The sequence below is a fragment of the Intestinibacter sp. genome, assembly GCF_034113885.1.
Classification (GTDB): domain Bacteria; phylum Bacillota; class Clostridia; order Peptostreptococcales; family Peptostreptococcaceae; genus Intestinibacter.
Map to the genome: position 1 here is coordinate 1 of NZ_JAXEWM010000126.1, position 20,241 is coordinate 20,241.

18 protein-coding genes are annotated in these 20,241 nt (G+C 29.9%); 2 read left to right on the top strand and 16 right to left on the bottom strand.

From position 1 onward, the window contains the following. Nucleotides 1-149: 149 nt before the first annotated feature. From SPD90_RS07570 to SPD90_RS07615, 10 genes are all read right to left on the bottom strand, one after another. The gene (locus SPD90_RS07570) at nt 150-944 is read right to left on the bottom strand and encodes an HAD hydrolase family protein (RefSeq protein WP_320924822.1); all 795 of its coding nucleotides are present in this window, start codon (nt 942-944) and stop codon (nt 150-152) included. A gap of 2 nt (nt 945-946) precedes the next feature. Beyond that, on the bottom strand, nt 947-2,035 hold the full coding sequence (locus SPD90_RS07575) for a cysteine protease StiP family protein (RefSeq protein WP_320924823.1): 1,089 nt from the start codon (nt 2,033-2,035) through the stop codon (nt 947-949). A 15-nt stretch (nt 2,036-2,050) separates the two neighbouring features. Then, nucleotides 2,051-3,283 (bottom strand): phosphoribosyltransferase family protein, encoded by a 1,233-nt coding sequence (locus SPD90_RS07580; RefSeq protein WP_320924824.1) that lies wholly within the window; start codon nt 3,281-3,283, stop codon nt 2,051-2,053. After that, nucleotides 3,258-4,340: an HpcH/HpaI aldolase/citrate lyase family protein gene (locus SPD90_RS07585; RefSeq protein WP_320924825.1), complete on the bottom strand. Its 1,083-nt coding sequence runs from the start codon at nt 4,338-4,340 to the stop codon at nt 3,258-3,260. The genes SPD90_RS07580 and SPD90_RS07585 overlap by 26 nt, the downstream gene beginning before the upstream one ends. A 122-nt stretch (nt 4,341-4,462) precedes the next feature. Then, nucleotides 4,463-5,611 (bottom strand): toxic anion resistance protein, encoded by a 1,149-nt coding sequence (locus tag SPD90_RS07590; RefSeq protein ID WP_320924826.1) that lies wholly within the window; start codon nt 5,609-5,611, stop codon nt 4,463-4,465. A gap of 2 nt (nt 5,612-5,613) precedes the next feature. Beyond that, complete coding sequence (locus SPD90_RS07595) at nt 5,614-7,209, bottom strand: YceG family protein (RefSeq protein WP_320924827.1); 1,596 nt, start codon at nt 7,207-7,209, stop codon at nt 5,614-5,616. Between the two features lie 77 nt (nt 7,210-7,286). After that, complete coding sequence (locus SPD90_RS07600) at nt 7,287-10,058, bottom strand: calcium-translocating P-type ATPase, PMCA-type (protein WP_320924828.1); 2,772 nt, start codon at nt 10,056-10,058, stop codon at nt 7,287-7,289. A 3-nt stretch (nt 10,059-10,061) separates the two neighbouring features. Continuing rightward, complete coding sequence (locus SPD90_RS07605) at nt 10,062-10,676, bottom strand: TerD family protein (protein WP_320924829.1); 615 nt, start codon at nt 10,674-10,676, stop codon at nt 10,062-10,064. A gap of 25 nt (nt 10,677-10,701) precedes the next feature. After that, the gene (locus SPD90_RS07610; RefSeq protein WP_320924830.1) at nt 10,702-11,280 is read right to left on the bottom strand and encodes a TerD family protein; all 579 of its coding nucleotides are present in this window, start codon (nt 11,278-11,280) and stop codon (nt 10,702-10,704) included. Between the two features lie 22 nt (nt 11,281-11,302). After that, the gene (locus SPD90_RS07615; RefSeq protein ID WP_320625499.1) at nt 11,303-11,881 is read right to left on the bottom strand and encodes a TerD family protein; all 579 of its coding nucleotides are present in this window, start codon (nt 11,879-11,881) and stop codon (nt 11,303-11,305) included. Between the two features lie 196 nt (nt 11,882-12,077). Between SPD90_RS07615 and SPD90_RS07620 the strand changes: the two genes are divergently transcribed. After that, complete coding sequence (locus SPD90_RS07620) at nt 12,078-12,746, top strand: Fe-Mn family superoxide dismutase (protein WP_320625500.1); 669 nt, start codon at nt 12,078-12,080, stop codon at nt 12,744-12,746. A 38-nt stretch (nt 12,747-12,784) separates the two neighbouring features. Here the strand turns inward: SPD90_RS07620 and SPD90_RS07625 are convergent, their stop codons facing one another. Together SPD90_RS07625 and SPD90_RS07630 are read right to left on the bottom strand one after the other, a co-directional pair. After that, on the bottom strand, nt 12,785-13,432 hold the full coding sequence (locus SPD90_RS07625) for a TVP38/TMEM64 family protein (protein ID WP_320625501.1): 648 nt from the start codon (nt 13,430-13,432) through the stop codon (nt 12,785-12,787). A gap of 216 nt (nt 13,433-13,648) precedes the next feature. Further along, on the bottom strand, nt 13,649-14,527 hold the full coding sequence (locus SPD90_RS07630; protein ID WP_331680222.1) for a mechanosensitive ion channel family protein: 879 nt from the start codon (nt 14,525-14,527) through the stop codon (nt 13,649-13,651). 187 nt (nt 14,528-14,714) lie between these two features. Here SPD90_RS07630 and SPD90_RS07635 point away from each other — a divergent pair, with 187 nt between their 5' ends. Continuing rightward, nucleotides 14,715-15,101, top strand: a complete 387-nt coding sequence (locus SPD90_RS07635) for a hypothetical protein (RefSeq protein WP_290692167.1) — start codon at nt 14,715-14,717, stop codon at nt 15,099-15,101. A 64-nt stretch (nt 15,102-15,165) separates the two neighbouring features. Here the strand turns inward: SPD90_RS07635 and SPD90_RS07640 are convergent, their stop codons facing one another. The 4 genes from SPD90_RS07640 to gatB form a co-directional block, all read right to left on the bottom strand. Further along, nucleotides 15,166-16,317: an AAA family ATPase gene (locus SPD90_RS07640; protein WP_320924831.1), complete on the bottom strand. Its 1,152-nt coding sequence runs from the start codon at nt 16,315-16,317 to the stop codon at nt 15,166-15,168. 11 nt (nt 16,318-16,328) lie between these two features. Beyond that, nucleotides 16,329-17,078 (bottom strand): YdcF family protein, encoded by a 750-nt coding sequence (locus SPD90_RS07645; protein ID WP_320924832.1) that lies wholly within the window; start codon nt 17,076-17,078, stop codon nt 16,329-16,331. A 26-nt stretch (nt 17,079-17,104) separates the two neighbouring features. Next, nucleotides 17,105-18,634: a cardiolipin synthase gene (gene cls / locus SPD90_RS07650; protein WP_320924833.1), complete on the bottom strand. Its 1,530-nt coding sequence runs from the start codon at nt 18,632-18,634 to the stop codon at nt 17,105-17,107. Nucleotides 18,635-18,798: 164 nt separating this feature from the next. Further along, nucleotides 18,799-20,241 carry an Asp-tRNA(Asn)/Glu-tRNA(Gln) amidotransferase subunit GatB gene (gene gatB / locus SPD90_RS07655; RefSeq protein ID WP_320924834.1) on the bottom strand — a complete coding sequence of 481 codons (1,443 nt, stop codon included), beginning with the start codon at nt 20,239-20,241 and terminating at the stop codon, nt 18,799-18,801.

Here is a 20,241-nt window from a genome sequence, read left to right on the forward strand (position 1 = left end):
ATATCACCCCTTTATTTAATTTTAAAAAAATCTAAATTAATTTAATAATTTTTAAATTAATATTTTTCTACAATTATATTATATCAAAAATTATCAACATTTTGTATTTTTATTATACTCTATTTTATTACAATATTTTACATTATATTTTAAAATTTTAAGTTATTTTGACATAATATGACTTTATCTAAAATTTCTTCACTTCCTTGAAATCCTTTTTTATCACTTATTATAAATTTGTCGCCTCTTTTTATATAATTCACAAAATCTCCATGTCTCAATATATAAGAATAATTACAAAAATTTAACATATCACCGTCCATTGTAGAATCACCTATTGCAAAAGTATTTTTATATCCATATTTATCACAGATATACTTTAATGCAGTAGATTTTTTTATCTCCCTAGGTAGAAAATATATTTTCCTTCCACTTATGTAGACATCCCAATTTAAATCACGTATTTTTTCTGTGAAGGAGTTTAAATTATTTAAATCAAATCTCTCTTCATCCACAACAATATAAAAAAATAAATTTTCTGCTACTCTAAATTTTTTAATGCCATTTATATTTTTATATTCTTTAAACAACTTTATTATATCGGAAATATATGAACTCAATTTTAATTTTTCATCTATAAAATATTTATATTCTATATCTATTTCTCCATCTATTAAAATATTTCCTCCATTTGAAGTAATGACGTGCTTAAAATCAAGACCGTACTTTTTAAAATCTATTCTCTTAAACTGCTCGATAGTTCTCGTCGTGGTAGGTATAAAATCGCTGTTTTTCTCTATCTTTTTTATATTTTCAATAGTTTTTCTCGATATATAAGATATATTTTCACCTTTGTAAATCTCTATATCAAGTGGATTTGATTCTTCCTGTATAAACTTCTTAGAGTAAATTATACTCCTATCCAAATCAGAAAATACTACCATCTTTATACATCCCTCACTCTCTTGATTATCCCACAGCAGCTGTATGCTTTTAAATCGATTTGTTCTACCTCTACGTTTTTTTCTTCAGCTAAAATCAATATATGTCTTAGCTTTTCATCGTTTAAATCGTCTACAAGTATTTTATAAGGTATTCTTCTCAATAGAACTCTAGTAGTCTCTCCAACTCCTGGCTTTATGAAATTTATATCGTCTATATCGTATTTTTGTTTTATCATTTTGACATCTTCATCGCCGATTTTTGTAATTATATCTTCAGTCCAACCATTCATAGCAGCATCTATATTTTCGTACTGAGCTTCAAAGCACGCGCTAATCATATCTATATAATTATTAGATTCGTCGACGTCTTTTAGCTCCCTATAGTATTTTGCCCCGTGAAAATCGTCCTTTCCTATTAAGTCACTTCTAAGCACAGTTCTACTTACAAGACCGCTGACTGTAGAATTTAGACAAGCACTTGGAATTAAAAAGTCCTCTCTTACGCCGTATAGATTAGAATACCCGCATGGATCCGCAAGCACAGCCAAAGATGAATCAAAAGGTCTTTTAAATATTTTTTCAAGCTCTACACAAGCTTTTTTTAATTCATTTGCTATAGTGCCCTTGCCTGTCCATCCATCTATAAATTGTATTTTTGAATCTTTGTGCTTCTCTATTATGTATTTGATTGCATTTACATCTATGCCCTTGTCCCTTATTATGGACATAGTGTAGTGCGGTAAATTCAAGTTATATCTCTTCTTTATATACCTCTTAGCCAATATACCTATAGGTGTACCAGCTCTAGCAAGTGAAACCAAGACAACATCCTTTTGATTTCTCTTTAAAATCTTTTCGCTCATAACTCCAACTGCAAATGCTAGCTTGTCTTTAGTTTCTTCTAATTTTTCTCTATATAAATTCAAATAAACATCACTAACTTGATATTCTATAGGTATCATCTCTGAATAGTGAGTGCCACTTTGAATTTTTTTCTCTCTAGTTAAATTGTCCTCTTCTTTTATTAAATCCGATATGTCCTTTAATAAAAAGACAACATCGTCTCTTTTATATGTTGAAAATTCTTTCATACATCTTCTCCTTTTTTATTTATTGCATATTACTATATTTAATTCTTTTATACCTGTATTTGAAATTATATTTATTATTTCATCGAAGTCGTTTTTTTCTCTATTTAATTCACAGAAGAAAAAGCACTTTTCATAATTGTACTTATCTATGTTGTACACGTAGTTTTGAACACCTCTGTTGTATAGGCTATTATGAGGGAATTTGCTCTTTATAGGATAATTTTCTATTTCTAAATCTACAATAGGACTTCTAGTAGTTGAATGGTAGTATATATTTTTTCCTTCGAACTGCTTTGCAAACAGCATAGGAATATACATAAACTCTTCACTTCCTAGAAATAAAGTCTTCTCTCCGTCTTTAACCTTTAATTTTTTGCTTTCTCTTCTTACCTCTTCTAGTAGATTATTTTGATCTTCTTTATTCATTCCGAATCTACCTGTATATTTTATATATTTTTCGTTTTTTTCATATTTTTTCATATCTAGATAAGTGTACGATACTTTTAAATCCTTATTTTTTGTAAATACCTTACATTCTCTTTCGCTTTCTAAAATCAATTTTTCGACCTTATCCTCGTCACACTCAAATTCAAAATTTCCGGCAAATAGATATACAAAATTTATTTTTGCATCTATCTCGTTTTCTAAATTTTTAAATCTATCGAAGGCATCACAGTCCATCCAATTTAAGATAGAACAGATTGTATATCTTTTTTTAGGGTAGATGCTGTTTATTTTTCTTATAAGATTTATACAAGTATTTCCAGTAGTTATCTCGTCGTCTACTAGCACTACCTCCTCACCGCTTTCAAATCGCTTTAAGTCTTCGTAGTATAGATTGTGATTTGTAGCATGTGAGTGTTCCTCTAAAAAGTCTAGTGACTTTTTATTTTCTACTCTCTCTCTAGTTGTATGTATAAATTCATAATCTGCATTTATATAGTTAAATACACTGTGGCCTAGAGCTGTACCTGTCTCTGCAAATGATATAACTAGTCCAGAATTTAAGTAATCTTGTTTTTTTTCATATGCTCTAACTATATCGTATCCCAGCTTATCCATATCCATAGCCTTACATGGAAGGTGCTTTCCAAGGCACTTAGATACAAATAAAAATCTTCTCTTTTTATTATTTCTAATCGCCAAATCTAGATAATCCTCTATATTTAAATTAAGTATATTCTCTTGTATATTTATATCGTATTTAAAATCTAATTCGTCTCTACATTGAAGCTCCAATAAGTGCATTGTAATCTACCCCCTCTCTTAAAACACCGTATACATACGATAAGCTCATGATTTTTTTAGCCCATTTATAATGTGGCTTGTACTCATTCATTTTATCTCCAGAAGAGCTCTTTTTGACTCCTATCTCAGAGTGATAGTTATCTATTATGTCCTTCGCATCCATATAATCCTCGTAAGTAACAGCCGAAAGCGACTGAACAATTTCAATTTGCTTTGGATGAATTACTGTCTTTCCTACAAAACCGTGGTATTTATCGAGCATTATTTCCTTTATATAAGTTTGCTTTATAATTTCATCCTCCATATTGAATAGCTCTGAAACTCCAGCACTTATAGGTATGTCTAGCTCTTCTCTATTTAGATAATTTATCACATCCTCAATAAATGAAGTCGCTATTAAATTGTCGTATATACAGAAATTTTTATCTCTTCTAATTCCATACATTCCTAGAACATCCGTAAGTCCTATCCTTATTCCTAATACCCTTTCTTTATGGTTTAAAATACTGTTATACATTTCTCTGAAATAAGCTTCCTTTATCTCCTTGTATATAAAATCCTTAGATTCTATTATAGGTATAACGTACATATCTTGAAGCCCTAAGCTGTCCAATATACCGATAAATGCCTTTAATAAAACTCCTGTCGCCTTTGGAATTATTATCCCAGTTATAAAATCTCTATTTTTTATCAATATATCCTTTATCCTCTTCAACTGCTCCTGATCCTTGACTCTTATAAAAATCAGTGGTAAATTCTCCAGCTTGCCAAATACATCTTCTGATAAATCCCTTAAGACTAATTCTAAGCTTTCTATAGCTTCCTTTTCTCCAAACTCACCTATAGCATCCTCTAAACATATAGCGAGTGGCTTAGGGTGCTTATCTTGATTTACAACACTTTTATATATTTGGCTGTATTTGTTGGCTGGAACATACAAAAAAGCCCCTAGAGAATACTTTAAAATATCTTTTTCAGTATTTTTATCGAACTTTTGTGGTTTTTTATAAAAAATTTCGTCTAATTTTTCATCGTCTATATAATTAAAATACTTCACTTCGTCCTCCTACAATTAGTTGCAAATACATTTTAAAACGAAAGCCGCAAAACGTATTATTTTGCGGCTTAATTGCTTTTTAATAGTTTATTTCATTATTTAAATCGTAGCTTTAATACAAATTATCTTCTGTTAGTTATTATATTAGTATTCAATTCTTCTAGTCGTCTTGTATTTTGAGCTATGGCATCTCTATTAGCTTGTTCTATTCTCATAGTTTCTTCTATACCATTTTTAATAGTATTGTGCATTTTTTCTAGAGTTTCTATTTGAACAGAGCTTGAAGTCGCCATCTTCGCAATTTGAGTACTTGCATTAGATACATTTTGTGCGTTTTTAAGTAGTAATTCATTAGTCTTATCGTCAAGCGCTTTTAGAGACTTAGTTTGAAGCTCTTGTTTTTTGATAAGTATTGCTTGAGATAAGCATTGCTTAAATACTGGTAGAGTTACTACAAATGCGCTGTTTATTTTTCTTATTAATCCGTAGTTGTTGTGTTGCATAGTTCTAAGCATAGGTATTGTTTGAAGAGAAATATTTTCAGCTATTCTCAAGTCGTAAACTCTTTGAACTAGCATATCCTTTATGTTTAATAGCTCTTGATAATTAGCTATGTCCATTTGATCTCCCATATCTGCCTTAGCTTTAAATTGTGGAAGTAGGTCGTTTTCTAGCTCTTCTACGCCCATTTCACCTGCTACAATGTATTTTTGAAGCTCGTTGTAGTAGTTGAAGTTTTCATTTAGCATAGCTCCTAATTGTTTATTTGAATCGCCTATTTCTCTTTCGTAATTTTGAAGCTCGATTTGAATTTTTTCGACTTCTCCGCCTAGAGTTTCGTATTTTTGGAACATAACTTCTATAGCGCTATTTGCCTTTTTAAACATTTTTTGGAAGAAATTAGGTTCTTTAGTTTTTGCAAAATCATCTAAATCGAACTTATCCATTATTTTAGTCAATCTAACTAGCATTTCTGAATTTTTTTCATTTTGGTTCATTTTTATAGTTGAAAGCAAGTTATCTGAAACTCTAGCTATCCCCTCAGAAGCTTCCTTACCAAATTGAAGAATTGTATTTGGATTGTCTACTTCTATTAAAGATGTCAAGTTTTCTACTTCTTTAGATTTTCTAAGCTCCATCTTTTTGTTGTTTGTATATTCAACTATATCAAAGTTATCTTGAGCCACCTCTGGTACAGCTGGCTGTTGCTTCTCTACTACTTCTACAACCTCGTCGTTGTTATTTGAAAATTTACTGATATCTATACCCATTACTAATCACTCCATTTCCCGAATAATTTTTCAATCCATGAACTCGAATTTCTACTACTATTATTATAGCTAGTTTGTCTTGATGATTTGTATTTTAAATTATAATTTATTACATCTAGTCTATGAATATCCACTATTTGACTGTTTATAATATTTTCAATGCAATTTACTCCTCCTGGAGTAAAGATGACTATATCAAAACCTATTTTACTTAAAGTCAACAATAAAAATACTATTTCTTTAGTAAACATCCTCATCTGTTCAATATATATTATCAGCTTAGGATTTATGTTTGCATAATCAAAGCTATTTATCAAATACACGAATTTTTCATTCATATTTAAAACAGTGTAAAGACCTTTTACTATATCATCCTTGTTAAGCCCCTCTATAAACATATCGCTTAAAATAGTCTCTTCTATTTTATTTAATATATTTTCCTGCCATCTCAAGCTTAAATTTGAAATAGAAAAATTGCCCTCTTTTATAATTGCTTTTTTATTGAGCCTTCCATTATTTTCGATAAAGAAAGATAGATTGTATCCCTCTCTAACAAATGGCTTAGAAAGAGGTCTTATGTTGTTGTCAAACTGTACAAAATAAGAAAAATCATCTATTTGTAATTTATCCACTAATGAATAATATTCATCTAAATCTCTGTATACTCCATCTATTTTTGTGAAAAATACTGGCAAAGTTACAATTTCTTGATCGAACTTAAATCCAGGTCTAAGTTTCATCGGCTCTTTCCAATATATATCGACCTCATCTACTGTAGAGCTTAAAAGCAGCGTCTTTATATTTCTATTTTGAAGCTGCCATGGTTTTATAAATCCAGCGTCGTTTAAAAGTTCATCGCTTATTTTTTTTGATGCCTGTGCTCCTACAGTATATGCTTTTTTTATAGAAGATTTATCTAATATTTCTCCTTTTTTTACTCTTTCTTCAAATGAAATTATATCGTTTTGAATTGGATTATTTTCAATTTCTATATTGTATTTATTTGTATCTATATTTTGAAGCTCACCTAATCCATTTGGATTTATATACAAAATATCAAATCCAGCGATATAGAGAATTAACAAAAAGTATAGCTCGTGTTTTTTAATATTTCCATAAACTACAACCTTTGGAGCATCATTGTAATCTATAACTAAAGGATTTATATAAATTCTTATCCAACTCATTACCTTTATTATAAAATTAAACTTAACCCTGTCGTTGTTGAATTTATCTCCTTCTGATTTTAAGAAAATATCAAAAGCTCTTTTTATCCTGTTGTTTATCTCTTCATATCCTACTAAATCTATATCTAAATCAAAAACACTTCCATTGTATTTAGAAGCTTTAGCTTTCAAATAAGATATTATATCAAAATCATCTGGATTTAATATGCTGTTAGTAAATAGAGCGATATTTTTTCTTTTTTTTATTTTTCTATTTAATTCGTAAATTTCTAAATCGTAAACCTCTGCATCACCAACACCTATATATGCTAAAAAATAATTTTCATATCCTTTAGATGAGGTGTAGTTGCCTCTATCTGATTGGCTGGAGAATATTTTACTAAATATATTTGATTTGCTACCTAACTCCATGTTATCCTCCTTATAATCTGCCATTTATTATTTTAGCTGCTTTATTTTTAAATAAAAGTAAAGCAGCTAAAACATTGTTATGCCTCTACTTTTGGCATATTGCTATCTTTTTTGTCTTCTTTTTTAAATAATCTGCCTATAAATTTAATTACTTCATCTACTACTATAACAGTAAATGCTAGAGCTAATACCTTTAGCCATATTGTTATGCTAAGAGGAACGGCATTGAAGAAATCTCTAAATACTTGTGTAAATATAATTTGTGCTATTCCTGTAACTAGTATAATTTCTATAGCTAATTTATTTTTAGTTAAATTTGGAATTATACTGTCGAAGTTAAACTCTCTACAGTTAAATGCGTTAAATAATGCACTAAATGCAAATATACAGAACATTACTGTTTCATTTTGCTCTGGTGTAACATTTAATATGTTAAATGAAGATTGTAACATAAGTATCAATGTTATATAAAAAGCATTACCTACAATTGTGAAAATCATAGATTTTGTGATTATACTTGCATTTCTGTTGACAGGCTTTCTGTCTAATACGTGGTTTCTAACTGGTTCAAGACCTAGAGCAAGTGCTGGTGGTCCATCCATTATTATATTAACCCATAGTAATTGTATAGTTGTAAATGGCATTTCTTGACCTAATACTTGTGAAATAATCGCAACTAAGAACGCAATTATATTAACTGTCAACTGGAATTGGACGAATCTTTGGAAGTTATCGTAGATTCCTCTACCCCATTTTATACCACTTACAATAGTTGAGAATGAGTCGTCAGTAAGTATGATGTCAGCAGCGTTTTTAGAAACCTCTGTTCCAGATATACCCATAGCTATACCTACATCTGCTTTAGCTAGAGCTGGTGCATCGTTTATACCATCTCCTGTTACAGCTACTACTTCTCCATTTGCTTGTAAAGCTTGAACTATTCTCATCTTACTATCTGGTTTACTTCTAGCAACTATTGAAATAGTCTTGATTTCTTCTTTTAATTCTTCATCAGTTAAAGTATCTATATATGAAGCTTCTACAGCCCTCATATTATTTTTAAGAAGACCTAAATCTTCTCCTATTGCTCTAGCTGTGTTTATATTATCTCCTGTAAGCATTTTTACTGCTACACCTGCATGATTTGCAGTTTTAACAGATTCAGCTACATCTGGTCTAAGTGGATCTCTAATACCTACGAATCCGCCAAATACTAAGCTTTCTTCGCATTTTTCTATGCTTATATCTTCATCCTCAAGCGCTATTGCAGCTTCTTTTGATTCTTCGTATATAGGCATTTCTTTATATGCAAATCCCAATGCTCTCATAGATTTTTCTTGTAATTTAGCTATTTCAGATAGTATTTTTTCTTTTCTATCTTGTGTAAGTTCTTTTACTCCATCTGGCTCTTCGACAAACTTACAAAGCTCAAGAATTACCTCTGGAGCACCTTTTGTAAGAAGTACGTATTTGTGATTTTGTGCGATTATAGTAGACATTCTCTTTAAGTTAGAAGAGAATTGATTTTGTGCAATTATAATTGCATCGTTTCTCATTTTTCTATAATCAGTGTCTTTATTTCTAAGAAGTAGAGCACATTCTGTAGCACTACCTAGATACTTAGTTTCGTCATCGTGAACTTCTATATCTGCTGTAGAGTTTACTGTACAGTTTTCTAAGAAATAACTATTTGAATTAATATTGTCGTCTTCTACATATCTACCGTCTATATAAGCTACTTCTACAGTCATTCTATTTTGAGTTAATGTACCAGTTTTATCTGAACATATAACTGAAACTGAACCTATAGTTTCGCAAGCCTCTTTCTTAGTAACTAAGGCATTTATCTTCGCCATTTTTTGCATAGTTATAGCAAGAGTCATATTTATCATAGTTGGAAGACCTTCTGGAACTGCTGCAACTATTAAAGCTACACAAACAGTAAATGCAGTTTTTACTTCATCTATAGAATCTAAAAATGCAAATACTCCTGAAGTATCTATTTTTAATCCATTCATGACCATTCTTACTACCATAAATATAAATAGTAATCCTGCTATGGCACTTGAAACCTTAGCTATTAATCCACCTAAATGTCCAAGCTTTATTTGAAGTGGAGTTTCCTCGTCTTCTTCTGATAGGTTTTTAGCTATATCTCCCATTTGAGTGTCGTCTCCTATAGAAGTTACAACCATCATACCTGTACCATATGCAACTAGAGTTCCTCCAAATACCATGTTTATTTGTTTTGCTGGTATTGGTTCAAGCTCTTTTATACCGTCTTTAGTTTCGACCTTTTCCATGCCGATAGTTACGTCGCATTTTTTAGATACATCATCAGATTCACCTGTAAGCATGTCTTCTCTGACCTTTAAGTTTATGCTCTTTATAAGTCTACCATCTGCTGGAATCATATCTCCTGTTTCTATAAAAACTATATCTCCAGGAACTAATTCTGATTTTGATACTTGTTCTACCTGTGAATTTCTAAGTACCTTTACCTCTATATTTTCTGTCAATTTTGATAGAGCTTCTGCAGCCTTTTTAGAACGACCTTCTGTGATCATTCCTATCGCTATACCTATTGCTATAGCACATACTATACCTATTGCATCGTGGAATTCTCCAATAACAGCACTTATTATAGCTGCTACGATTAATATCACTATCATAGGCTCTGATAGGGCATCTTTTAAATCATCCCAAAAGCTACCTTCTTCTCTAGGCGTAAATTCATTTAGGCCGTATTTTTCTCTTCTTTCTTTTACCTCATCATTAGAAAGACCTTTATTTTTATCTACATTGAGCTCTTTTAGTACGCTCTCTTTCGTCTCACCATAAAATTTCATTTTTTACACTCCATATGCTTTTCTTTCAAGATTTTTCTTCATGTCGTTTAAGCCTGTGTCTCTTGTTCCTTCTCCTATTGCATTGAATTTCCAAGTTCCATTATATCTGTATATAAGGCCAACCAATAATCCTGTTTTTCCTCTATAATCATCTGATAAGTTGTATCTAGCTATTTCAGAATTATTTTTAGCATCTGTAATTCTTATATATGCATTTTGGATCATACCAAAGTCTTGACCTCTTCTGACACAGTCGTAAATATTTACAACAAATAATAATTTATCTACCTTAGGATCTATTCTATCTAGGTCTACTAAGATAACCTCGTCATCGCCTTCTCCTTCTCCAGTTAAATTATCACCTGTATGTATTATAGAATCGTTTCTTGTTCTTAAATTTCCAAAATAAATTAAATCAATTGGCTTGCTATCTCCATTTAATAAAAATACAGAAGCATCACAATCTATATCAGCCTTTCCTGAACCAAATAGAGATTTTAAAAATCCTCCTCCACCTTGGTTTACAGGATCCCATCCTAATCCTACTCTAACTGTGCTAAGTCCTGGATTAGATTTTTTTAAATCGATTTTTTGTCCTTTTTTAAGATTTATTGACATGTCTATTCCTCCATATTAGTTCATATTATACGTCCAAACCGTAGTTTCTACAAAGAGCTTCAAGTCCTCCTTCAAATCCTGAACCTACTGCACTGAATTTCCATTCGCCGTTATGTTTATATATTTCACATACAACTATTGCAGTTTCTATAGAGAATTCTTCTCCTAAATCATATCTAAGTAATTCTTCGTCATTATCTGAATTTAAAAGTCTTACATAAGAATTATTTACTTGTCCAAAATTTTGTCTTCTTTCTTTAGCTTCGTATATAGTAACTGTTACAGCTATTCTGTCCACATAGTCTGGCATTTTAGAAAAATCTACTAATATTTCTTCGTCATCTCCATCGCCATCACCAGTTCTATTATCTCCTAAATGTTCAACGGCTTCAGATGGATGCTTTAAGTTATTGTAGAATATAAAATCTTCATCGTGTTCTACTTTTCCGCTTTTTCCAACCATAAATAAACTTACGTCTAAGTCGAAATCTGCTCCTCCATCGAATACATTAGTATCCCAGCCTAATCCTAACTTAATATGTTTAAGACCTGGATTTCCTTTAGTTAAATCGATTTTTTGACCTTTTTTTAATGTGATTGCCATATTTACTCCCCCTCACTTATATTTATATATTTATTCCAAAGTTTTTACAAAGAGCTTCAAGCCCTCCTTCAAACCCTGAACCTAAAGCATTGAATTTCCATTCTCCATTATGTCTGTATATTTCACAAACAACTACAGCTGTTTCTATAGAGAAATCTTCACCTAATTCATAGTTTAAAAGCTCTTCTTTAGTATCTTCATTTACAACTCTTACAAATGAATTGCTTACTTGTCCAAAGTTTTGTCTTCTTTCTAGAGCTTCATGTATAGTTACAGTAAAAGCAATTTTACTTACATTAGCTGGTACTAAACTTAAATCAACCTTTATTTGTTCATCGTCTCCATCGCCTGCTCCAGTTAAATTATCTCCTAGATGTTCAACAGCTCCTGATGAATGCTTTAAATTATTGTAGAAAATAAAATCTGCATCATTATTTACTTTTCCACCTTCTCCTAATAAAAAAGCAGCTGAATCTAAGTCAAAATCAAATCCTCCATCGTATTTATTAGTATCCCATCCTAGTCCAACAACTAGATGTTTAAGCCCTGGATTTCCTTTAGTTAAACTAACTTTTTGACCTTTTGATAATGTGATTGCCATTTTTATCTCTCCTTTTAAATTTTATTAAATTTTTATAATGTTTAATATCATTATAGCATAACGTATCTCAAATTTTATTACAAATAGATTGCAAAGATACATTCTATTATATATTATAAATAATTTTTGTATATTATAAATGAATTTTATAATACTTTTAACTATTTTGTAACATAATATATTAGAGGTGAATCTAATGAAAAAATTAATTTTATTTTTGTCGATATTATTATTTTGTACGACAATCGATTTAAGTTGTACATATGCTTTGAGCTCAGCTAAATTAGAGGCTATAAAGCTCGATTATTCCTTTTGCGAATTAAATCAATTTATAAACGAAACTCAATTAAAAACTATGTACGACGAATATACTTCATGTATAGATAATCTAAACCTTATATTAGAAGATAATAAAGAATTTAAAGATGCATCTTTAGAAGATCTTCTAAAAAATTTAGATTCTATGCCAGAAGAAATAGCTCTGAAGGTTAAATTAAACGCATCGTATGCAATTAATTTTGAATATTTTTTTAAAAATCTATCTGCTAGAAAAACTTCTCCAGGTGAAAAATTTCTAAAAAAAATAGATAAATCATTTACCTGCTTTAATAGTTTCAAAAGAGAATTTAAAAGCTCAGCTATAAATTCAAATTCCGATTGGATTTTTTTAGCCTGTAAGCCTGACGGAAATCTGTATTTAACAACCTCTGATGAAATTTACTGTCCCATATCATTTAAGCACCAAATAATACTCTGCTTAAATTTAGACAAAAAACTTTATTCAGATAAATGTGAGTTTGTAGATAAATTTTTCAGCTTCGTAAATTGGGATCAAGTCGATAAAAATATATCCGAAAATTATTAAACATCAAAATTAGAGGTTTGCAAAATAACCTCTAATTTTTATCTAACTCTTTTTTTCATTTCTATATATTCACTGTCATCTAAATAATTTCCCTCTGTCTTAATATGTCTTTTTTCTTCTATATAATCTAAGTCTTTGTTTAATTTATTACCTAGCTTCCAAGCCAAGAATACAATCAAACAAAATCCTACTATCTTAACTGGGCTAGTTATAAAGCCGTATATATCTTGTCCAATATAACTTATCACTAAAAACATTATGAACTTACCTGATAAAACTGCTGATGTAAATGTAGTTATATGTCTCTTGCTAAGAGCCGCCGCTATAGTTATCACACATGCAGGTAAAAACGGACAAGCATAAGCTATAAACAAAAGCTTAAATCCCCTGTTATCTATCCATAAAATAGCTTTCTTAACCTTTTCACTTTTAACTCTCTCAAGTAATTTCTTACTATTTCCGATTTTAGAAACTATTAAAAATAAACAAATAGTTCCTGTAACAGATCCAATCCAGGATATCAAAAATCCCTTTGCCATTCCAAACAAGGCAGCATTTGCTGTTACGATTGCAACTAATGGCAGCATAGGAACAAAGCTCTCTACAAAAGCACTAAAAAACCCCACACAGATTGAAAGTATCCAGTAATCTTGTACTAAATTTAGTAAACTTTGTATATATTCCATATTACCACGCTCCTCAGTTTTAAATTATAAAACTTTTATATCAAAGAGATACATTTGTATTTCAATCTCTTATAATTATGTTCTTTTATAATATGATTATACATTATTTCACGAAATTATTTATTTAAATATGCTTACAATTTCATAACAAATTTGTAATATATTTTTAATAAAAAAAACTGACCGATATAGTTAGTATCGACCAGTTTTTTATAATTAATCTTGCTTTTGATTTATTTGATTTATAAAATGTAAATCCATTTGTGGATATGGTATATTTATATTTTCTTCATCGAATCTATTTTTTACAGTTTCTAGTAAATCAAAGTAGACCGTCCAGTAATCTTCAGTTTTTACCCATACTCTAACAGCAAAATCTAACGAGCTAGCATTGTGTTCAACAAGACCTATAAAAGGCTCTGGCTTAGATAAAATTAAATTATGCTTGTCCACTATATCCTTTAAAACTCGTCTTACCTTTAAAAGCTCTGTATCATATCCAACTGAGAAAATAAAATCAACTCTTCTAGTTTCTTTAGCTGTGAAATTTATCAAGCTTCCATTTGATAGAGTACCATTAGGTATCATTACTAATTTATTGTCTACAGTCGCTAAATTAGTATAAAATACTCCTATTTGCTCAACTGTTCCTTCAAATCCTGCTGCTTGGATATAATCGCCTACCTTAAAAGGTCTCAAGAAAAGTATTATAAATCCACCAGCAAAATTCGATAGACTTCCTTGAAGTGCTAAACCTATTGCAACCCCTGCTGAAGCTAAAATAGCCGCAAATCCAGTCAATTCAATATCCCAATATCCTCCAATTATTATCAATAATAATAGACATTTCAAAGATATATTTATAAATGATTTTAAAAATTTAACTAGAGTAACGTCTATGCTTTTCAACTCTGCAAATTTTAAAAACTTATTAGATACTTTATTGATCAACTTAAATCCAATAATTATTACAAGCACACCTATTATAAGTTTTACACCAGCATTTATACCATCGTTTAATGCCCAGTTTGAAAGTCTTCTCATAACTGTTGAAAAAGATAGATTTTCAAAATTCATATTTGATATTTCTTCCACAAAAATTCCTCCTCAATACATTTTTCTCGCATATCTATATATGATAACATATTTTCATCGAAAATATTTAATAAATTTCAAAATATATTTACCATTACTTACCTGTGCCATTTTCAGAATTTTAGTGCTACTATTTAATCATAATTAAATTAATTATATATTATTTCAAAACGAGGGGGAAACAAAAATGAAAAGATTTTGCAGCATTTGTAATGAGGAATACACAACTATAACATCAGAAACATCATCTAATTACATCTATTGTGCAAAATGCGGCTACAATAAAGAGCTTGCACTAAAACACTGTATATTTGATTCTATTTTTAAATCTATCGATACTTACCTAAAAAATATCCAAGTCAAATTTATACATAACTTGATAGTAGATGTTGTATTTGAAAACGAATTTTTAGTAGTAAAAGTAAATAATATTGTACTAGATAAGAAAAATTGCCCTTTTGAGCTTTCTGATAAAGATGCATATTTTTTTAGAAATAGCGTTGTTTATTTAATTGAAGATAATTTATTTATAGACGGGGAGGAAATTCAATTAAATATAGATTTTTCATGTTAAATATATTAAAGGCTTCTGCAAAACAAAATTTGCAAAAGCCTCTATTAATTTTCACAAAATAAAATTAGTATCTTTCTAAAACCTGACTGTACGCCGAATCAAAATCTGATTCGTATAGAATATCTCTATTGTTTTCTAAAGCAATAGAAGCTGCTATAAATAATATATCCTTAATATCAGCTCTACTTATATTTTGATACTTCTGAGCTAAGCTCTTAGGATCTAATATAGGAGATAATTTTACATTTTCCTTAGTACAAAACTCCCATAGCTTTTCGCGTTCGTATTCGTCTGGATTTTTAAATTCCACGTTTATAAAGAACAATTTGCTAAAATACTCGTCTATTTTATCTTTATTAGTCGAAGTAAAAAATAATAAGGAGTCAAATTTTCCAATCTCTACTTTTATCGAACCCTTTATTACGTTGATTAGATTATCGTAGTACTCGCTTGAATCTACTTTTTTCTGTTTTATAAGCCTATTGCTCTCTGTGATAACGACTACAGCATTTTGTTTTTTGGCTATTTCAAATATCGCCTTTATAGTCTTTGGTATATCGTAAACAGGTATTGCCTCTATCATGTTGTAGTTGACTGTAACTATATTTTTATTTATCTCACTTGCTATGCAGTGTATTACAGAGGCTTTTCCACTGCCGCTTTCTCCATAGAAATTGCAAAGTATAGAGTTACCTCCCTTTAGAGAATTTTGAATTTTTAGCTCCTCTACTATTTTTCTTTTATTTTTACTTATAGCCAGTATTCTCGAAATATTTTTTTTCATATCTTGATTTAAAAAAACCTCATCCATGCTGTATCTCGGCTTTTCTATACTCATAATCCCTAAATCTACATCATCGTAAGTTTTTTCTATATTTTGATACTCAATTTGTTCCATTATGTTTTCTTTAGAAGAAATAATTATATTTTTAGGCATGACCATGTTTTCGTTAGTATTTCTTACAATAGTCCCCGCTATATCGTTTATTATCTGGTCTACATTTTTTGAATTTAAGACGACCTCCTCGCCATTTTCATTACGAGCTACATTCACATCTATAGATATATCGATTATATTTTGATCATCTAATTCTATATGCTTATTTAATACCTTTTTCTTTATATCTTGATAGTTTTTTTTCTTATTTACCATAGATTTTATTCCATCTATATTTGCTTTTAATTCATCCACGTTTATATTAAATTTATTAAGCATCTTGTTCTCCTTTAGTAATTAAATATAACATTACATATTAATGCAAAAAATTCTCTTGTATAATTTAAAACATATAAGTAGTAGCTCGATTTTGAAGTATAAAAGCTAGTATTTTTATATCCAGCTCTATACGAAATCAACTTACTTCTCAAGGTATGAAAATCTGTCGTTATTATTCTTATATTTAGGTTTTCTATTTTTTTACTACTTTTTTGTTCTATTAATTTTTTCGAAAACACGAAATTTTCCTTTGTCGTAGTTGATTTATCCTCCATAAGAATTAAATCATCACTAACTCCTTTAGAAACTAAGTATTTCTTCATCGCAGAAGCCTCGGTTACATTTTCCCCTCTACCTTGACCTCCCGAAACTACGATATAACAATCGTCTTCGCTTTTATCTAAATAATCTATGCATGTATCTAACCTATCCTGTAGACTCTTGCTTATTTGGTTTTTATTCACTAATGCGCCCAAAACAATTATATAATCACAATCATTTTTTAAATTTTTCTTAGGATAAAAAATCATGCATCCTTCTATCATAAAAAACAATGCCAGTGCTATTATAAACACCTTTCTTATAAATTTATAAACTTTATTTTTGCCATCTAAGTATTTTTTAATAAAATGGTAAAAAATACATAAAAACCCCAAAACTAAAAATATGTATTTAAACCTCAATAAAGACATTGAATTTATCAATAAAAAATAAAAAATCATCAAAAATCCAAATATCAAATCCATATATTTTTTTATCATAAATCTTCTCCATAATCTGCTCACTGCTATAATAGTGGCGCAAACAATCTTATAACTAATCTAAAGAACTTTTTAATCTTACTTGTATTTTTACATTCCTGTATAGTAACCTTATGGCATTTTTCAAGAGTTTTTAGGTAATCCTCCTTTATGTCCTTTATACTATCTGTATTGTAAAGCCATACACCACACTCATAATGTAGGTACAGACTTCTAAAATCCAAATTAATACTTCCAACTACTGCGTACTCATCATCTACTACAAATGTCTTTGCATGCATAAATCCAGGAGTAAACTCGTAGATTTCTATATTGTCCTTTATAAATGATTCGTAGTATGATTTTGTAACTGCGTGGACAAATACCTTATCTGGAATATAAGGAGTCACTATTTTAACATCTACACCTGATTTAGATGCTATTTTAAGTGCAGTCGCCATTTCGTTGTCTATTATCAAATAAGGAGTATTTATATATATGTATTTTTTAGCTTTGTTTATTAAATTTAAATAAACAGTTTCACCTATTGGCTCGTTCACAAGCGGACTATCATCAAATGGTTGAACATATCCCTTGCTCGTATATCTTTTTTCTGCAGAAGGCTTAAATCTCAGATAATTTTCATCTATATTGTCTATATAATCCCACATAGATAAAAACATTATCGTCAAACTCCACACTGCATCTCCCTTTAGCATTATAGCAGCATCCTTCCAATATCCATGCTTTTCGTATTCATTTATATATTCATCAGCTAGATTTATACCACCAGTAAAACCGACATTTCCATCTATTACAGCTATCTTTCTGTGGTCTCTATTGTTTAATCTTCTAGTAAAAAACGGCTTTATAGGGTTAAACACTCTACATTTGATTCCCTTTTTTTCTATTTCCTTATGATAATTATGTGGCAGCGTAACTAGACAACCTACATCGTCGTAAATCAACCTTACATCTACGCCTTCTTTGGCCTTTCTCTCTAAAATTTCTAGTATGGAGTTGAACATCTTCCCTTCCTGTATAATAAAATACTCTAAAAAGATAAATTTCTGCGCTTTTTCTAATTCCTTTAAAAGGGCCTCGTACTTTTCTTCTCCGATTTTAAAGTAAGTAGTCTCTGTATTATTGTAAACAGGACATTTTGCGTAATCTAAAATATATTTGCTTTGATTTTGAGCGTATATATTCTCTTTGCCTAAATTTTCTATTATTTTATCATCTTGTTTTAGAGAATTAGTCATTTTTATATTTTGGATTACCATTTTTAATTTTTCTCTAGTGCTCAATTTATTTCCACCGTATAATAAGTAAAACAACCCTCCAAATATAGGAAAAATAAGCACAGGTATAATCCATGCGATTTTGTAGCTCGGGTTGCTCTTATTATTTATAATTACAAAAACTATCGCTATACTAAGAGTTAATGAACCTAGATAAAAATGTAGGAAATTTCCTTTATATTGAAATATAAAAAACACCAATACCGCGATTTGTATTACAAATGAGGTCACTAAAAGTAGAGCTCTTTGTACTGATCTTTTCAATAAAATATTCATAATATATTTACCTTCTTTTTACAATATAGTTATATTATTTTTTATATTTGATATAGCAAATTCGCTAATCTTTTCTCTTTTCATAAATTTTATTTAAAAAAGAACCATCATATAATTTAATTATTACACAATGGTTCCCTAAAATCAATTTTTTAAATTATCTACTAAGCTAAAGCGTTTAATTTGTCGTCTATCATCTTTTTAGCAACTTGTGGGTTTGCTTTTCCTTTTGAAGCCTTCATTACTTGTCCCATTAAGAAGCCTGCAGCTTGTTTTTTACCTGCTTTGAAGTCTTCTACTGATTGAGGGTTCTTAGCAAGTACTTCATCGACTAATTTTTCAAGCTCGTCAGATGAACTTATTTGAGCAAGTCCTTTTTCTTCTATTATAGTATTTGGATCCTTGTTAGTTTCAAACATTTCTTCAAATACTTCTTTACCAGCAGTTTTACTTATTTTTCCTTCAGCTATAACCTTTATCAGTTCTGCTAAGTTTTTAGGTTCCATAGTTATATCTTCTGGTTCTAATCCTTTAGCATTTAGAAGTCTAAGCATTTCTCCTAATATATAATTGTCAACTGTCTTAGGATCTGCACCTAGTGCTACTACATCTTCATAAAAATGTGCTAATGTCTTATTAGCTATTATTATAGCAGCGTCTTTTTCTGGTATTTTGTAATCTCTTACAAATCTTTCGCGTTTTTGAATTGGCATTTCTGGTAAATTAGCCTTAGTTTCATCTACAAAAGATTGTTCTATTATAATTGGTGTTAAGTCTGGTTCTGGGAAGTATCTGTAGTCATGAGCTTCTTCTTTTGAACGCATTGGTAAAGTTTTAGCCTTTGCAGCATCCCATCTTCTAGTTTCTTGTTTTATCTTATGTTGTTCACCGTATTGATATAATTCTCTTTGTCTTTTTTCTTCTTTTTCTAGAGCTTTTTGAACTTCTCTAAATGAGTTTATATTTTTTATTTCTACCTTTGTTCCGTATTCTTCTTGTCCAAGTGGTCTTATAGATATGTTGGCATCACATCTTATTGAACCTTGTTCCATACGACAATCTGATACTTCAGCATATTCAAGAATACCCTTTAATTGTCTCATAAATTCAGCAGCTTCAGCAGGAGAACGTAAATCTGGTTCTGTAACGATTTCAATTAGTGGCACACCACATCTATTGTAATCTACTAATGAATATGGTTCATCCTCTAAATGCACAAGCTTACCTGCATCTTCTTCTATATGTATTCTGTTTATTCTAACCTTTACTTCTTTTCCTTCAAAATCAAATTTTACTAGACCATTACTACACATTGGTAAATCATATTGTGAAGTTTGGAAGTTTTTAGTTAAGTCTGGATAGAAGTAGTTTTTTCTGTCCATCTTATTGTAGTTGTTTATTGTACAATCAAGAGCAGTCCCTGCTTTAATTGCAAGCTTTATTACATCTTCATTTAACACTGGTAAAGTTCCTGGAATACCTAGACATATTGGACAAGTATTTTCATTAGGTTTTTTACCGAATTCTGTAGAACAGCTACAGAATATTTTTGTTTTAGTTTTTAATTCAGCATGTATTTCAAGTCCTATGACTGTTTCATATACCAT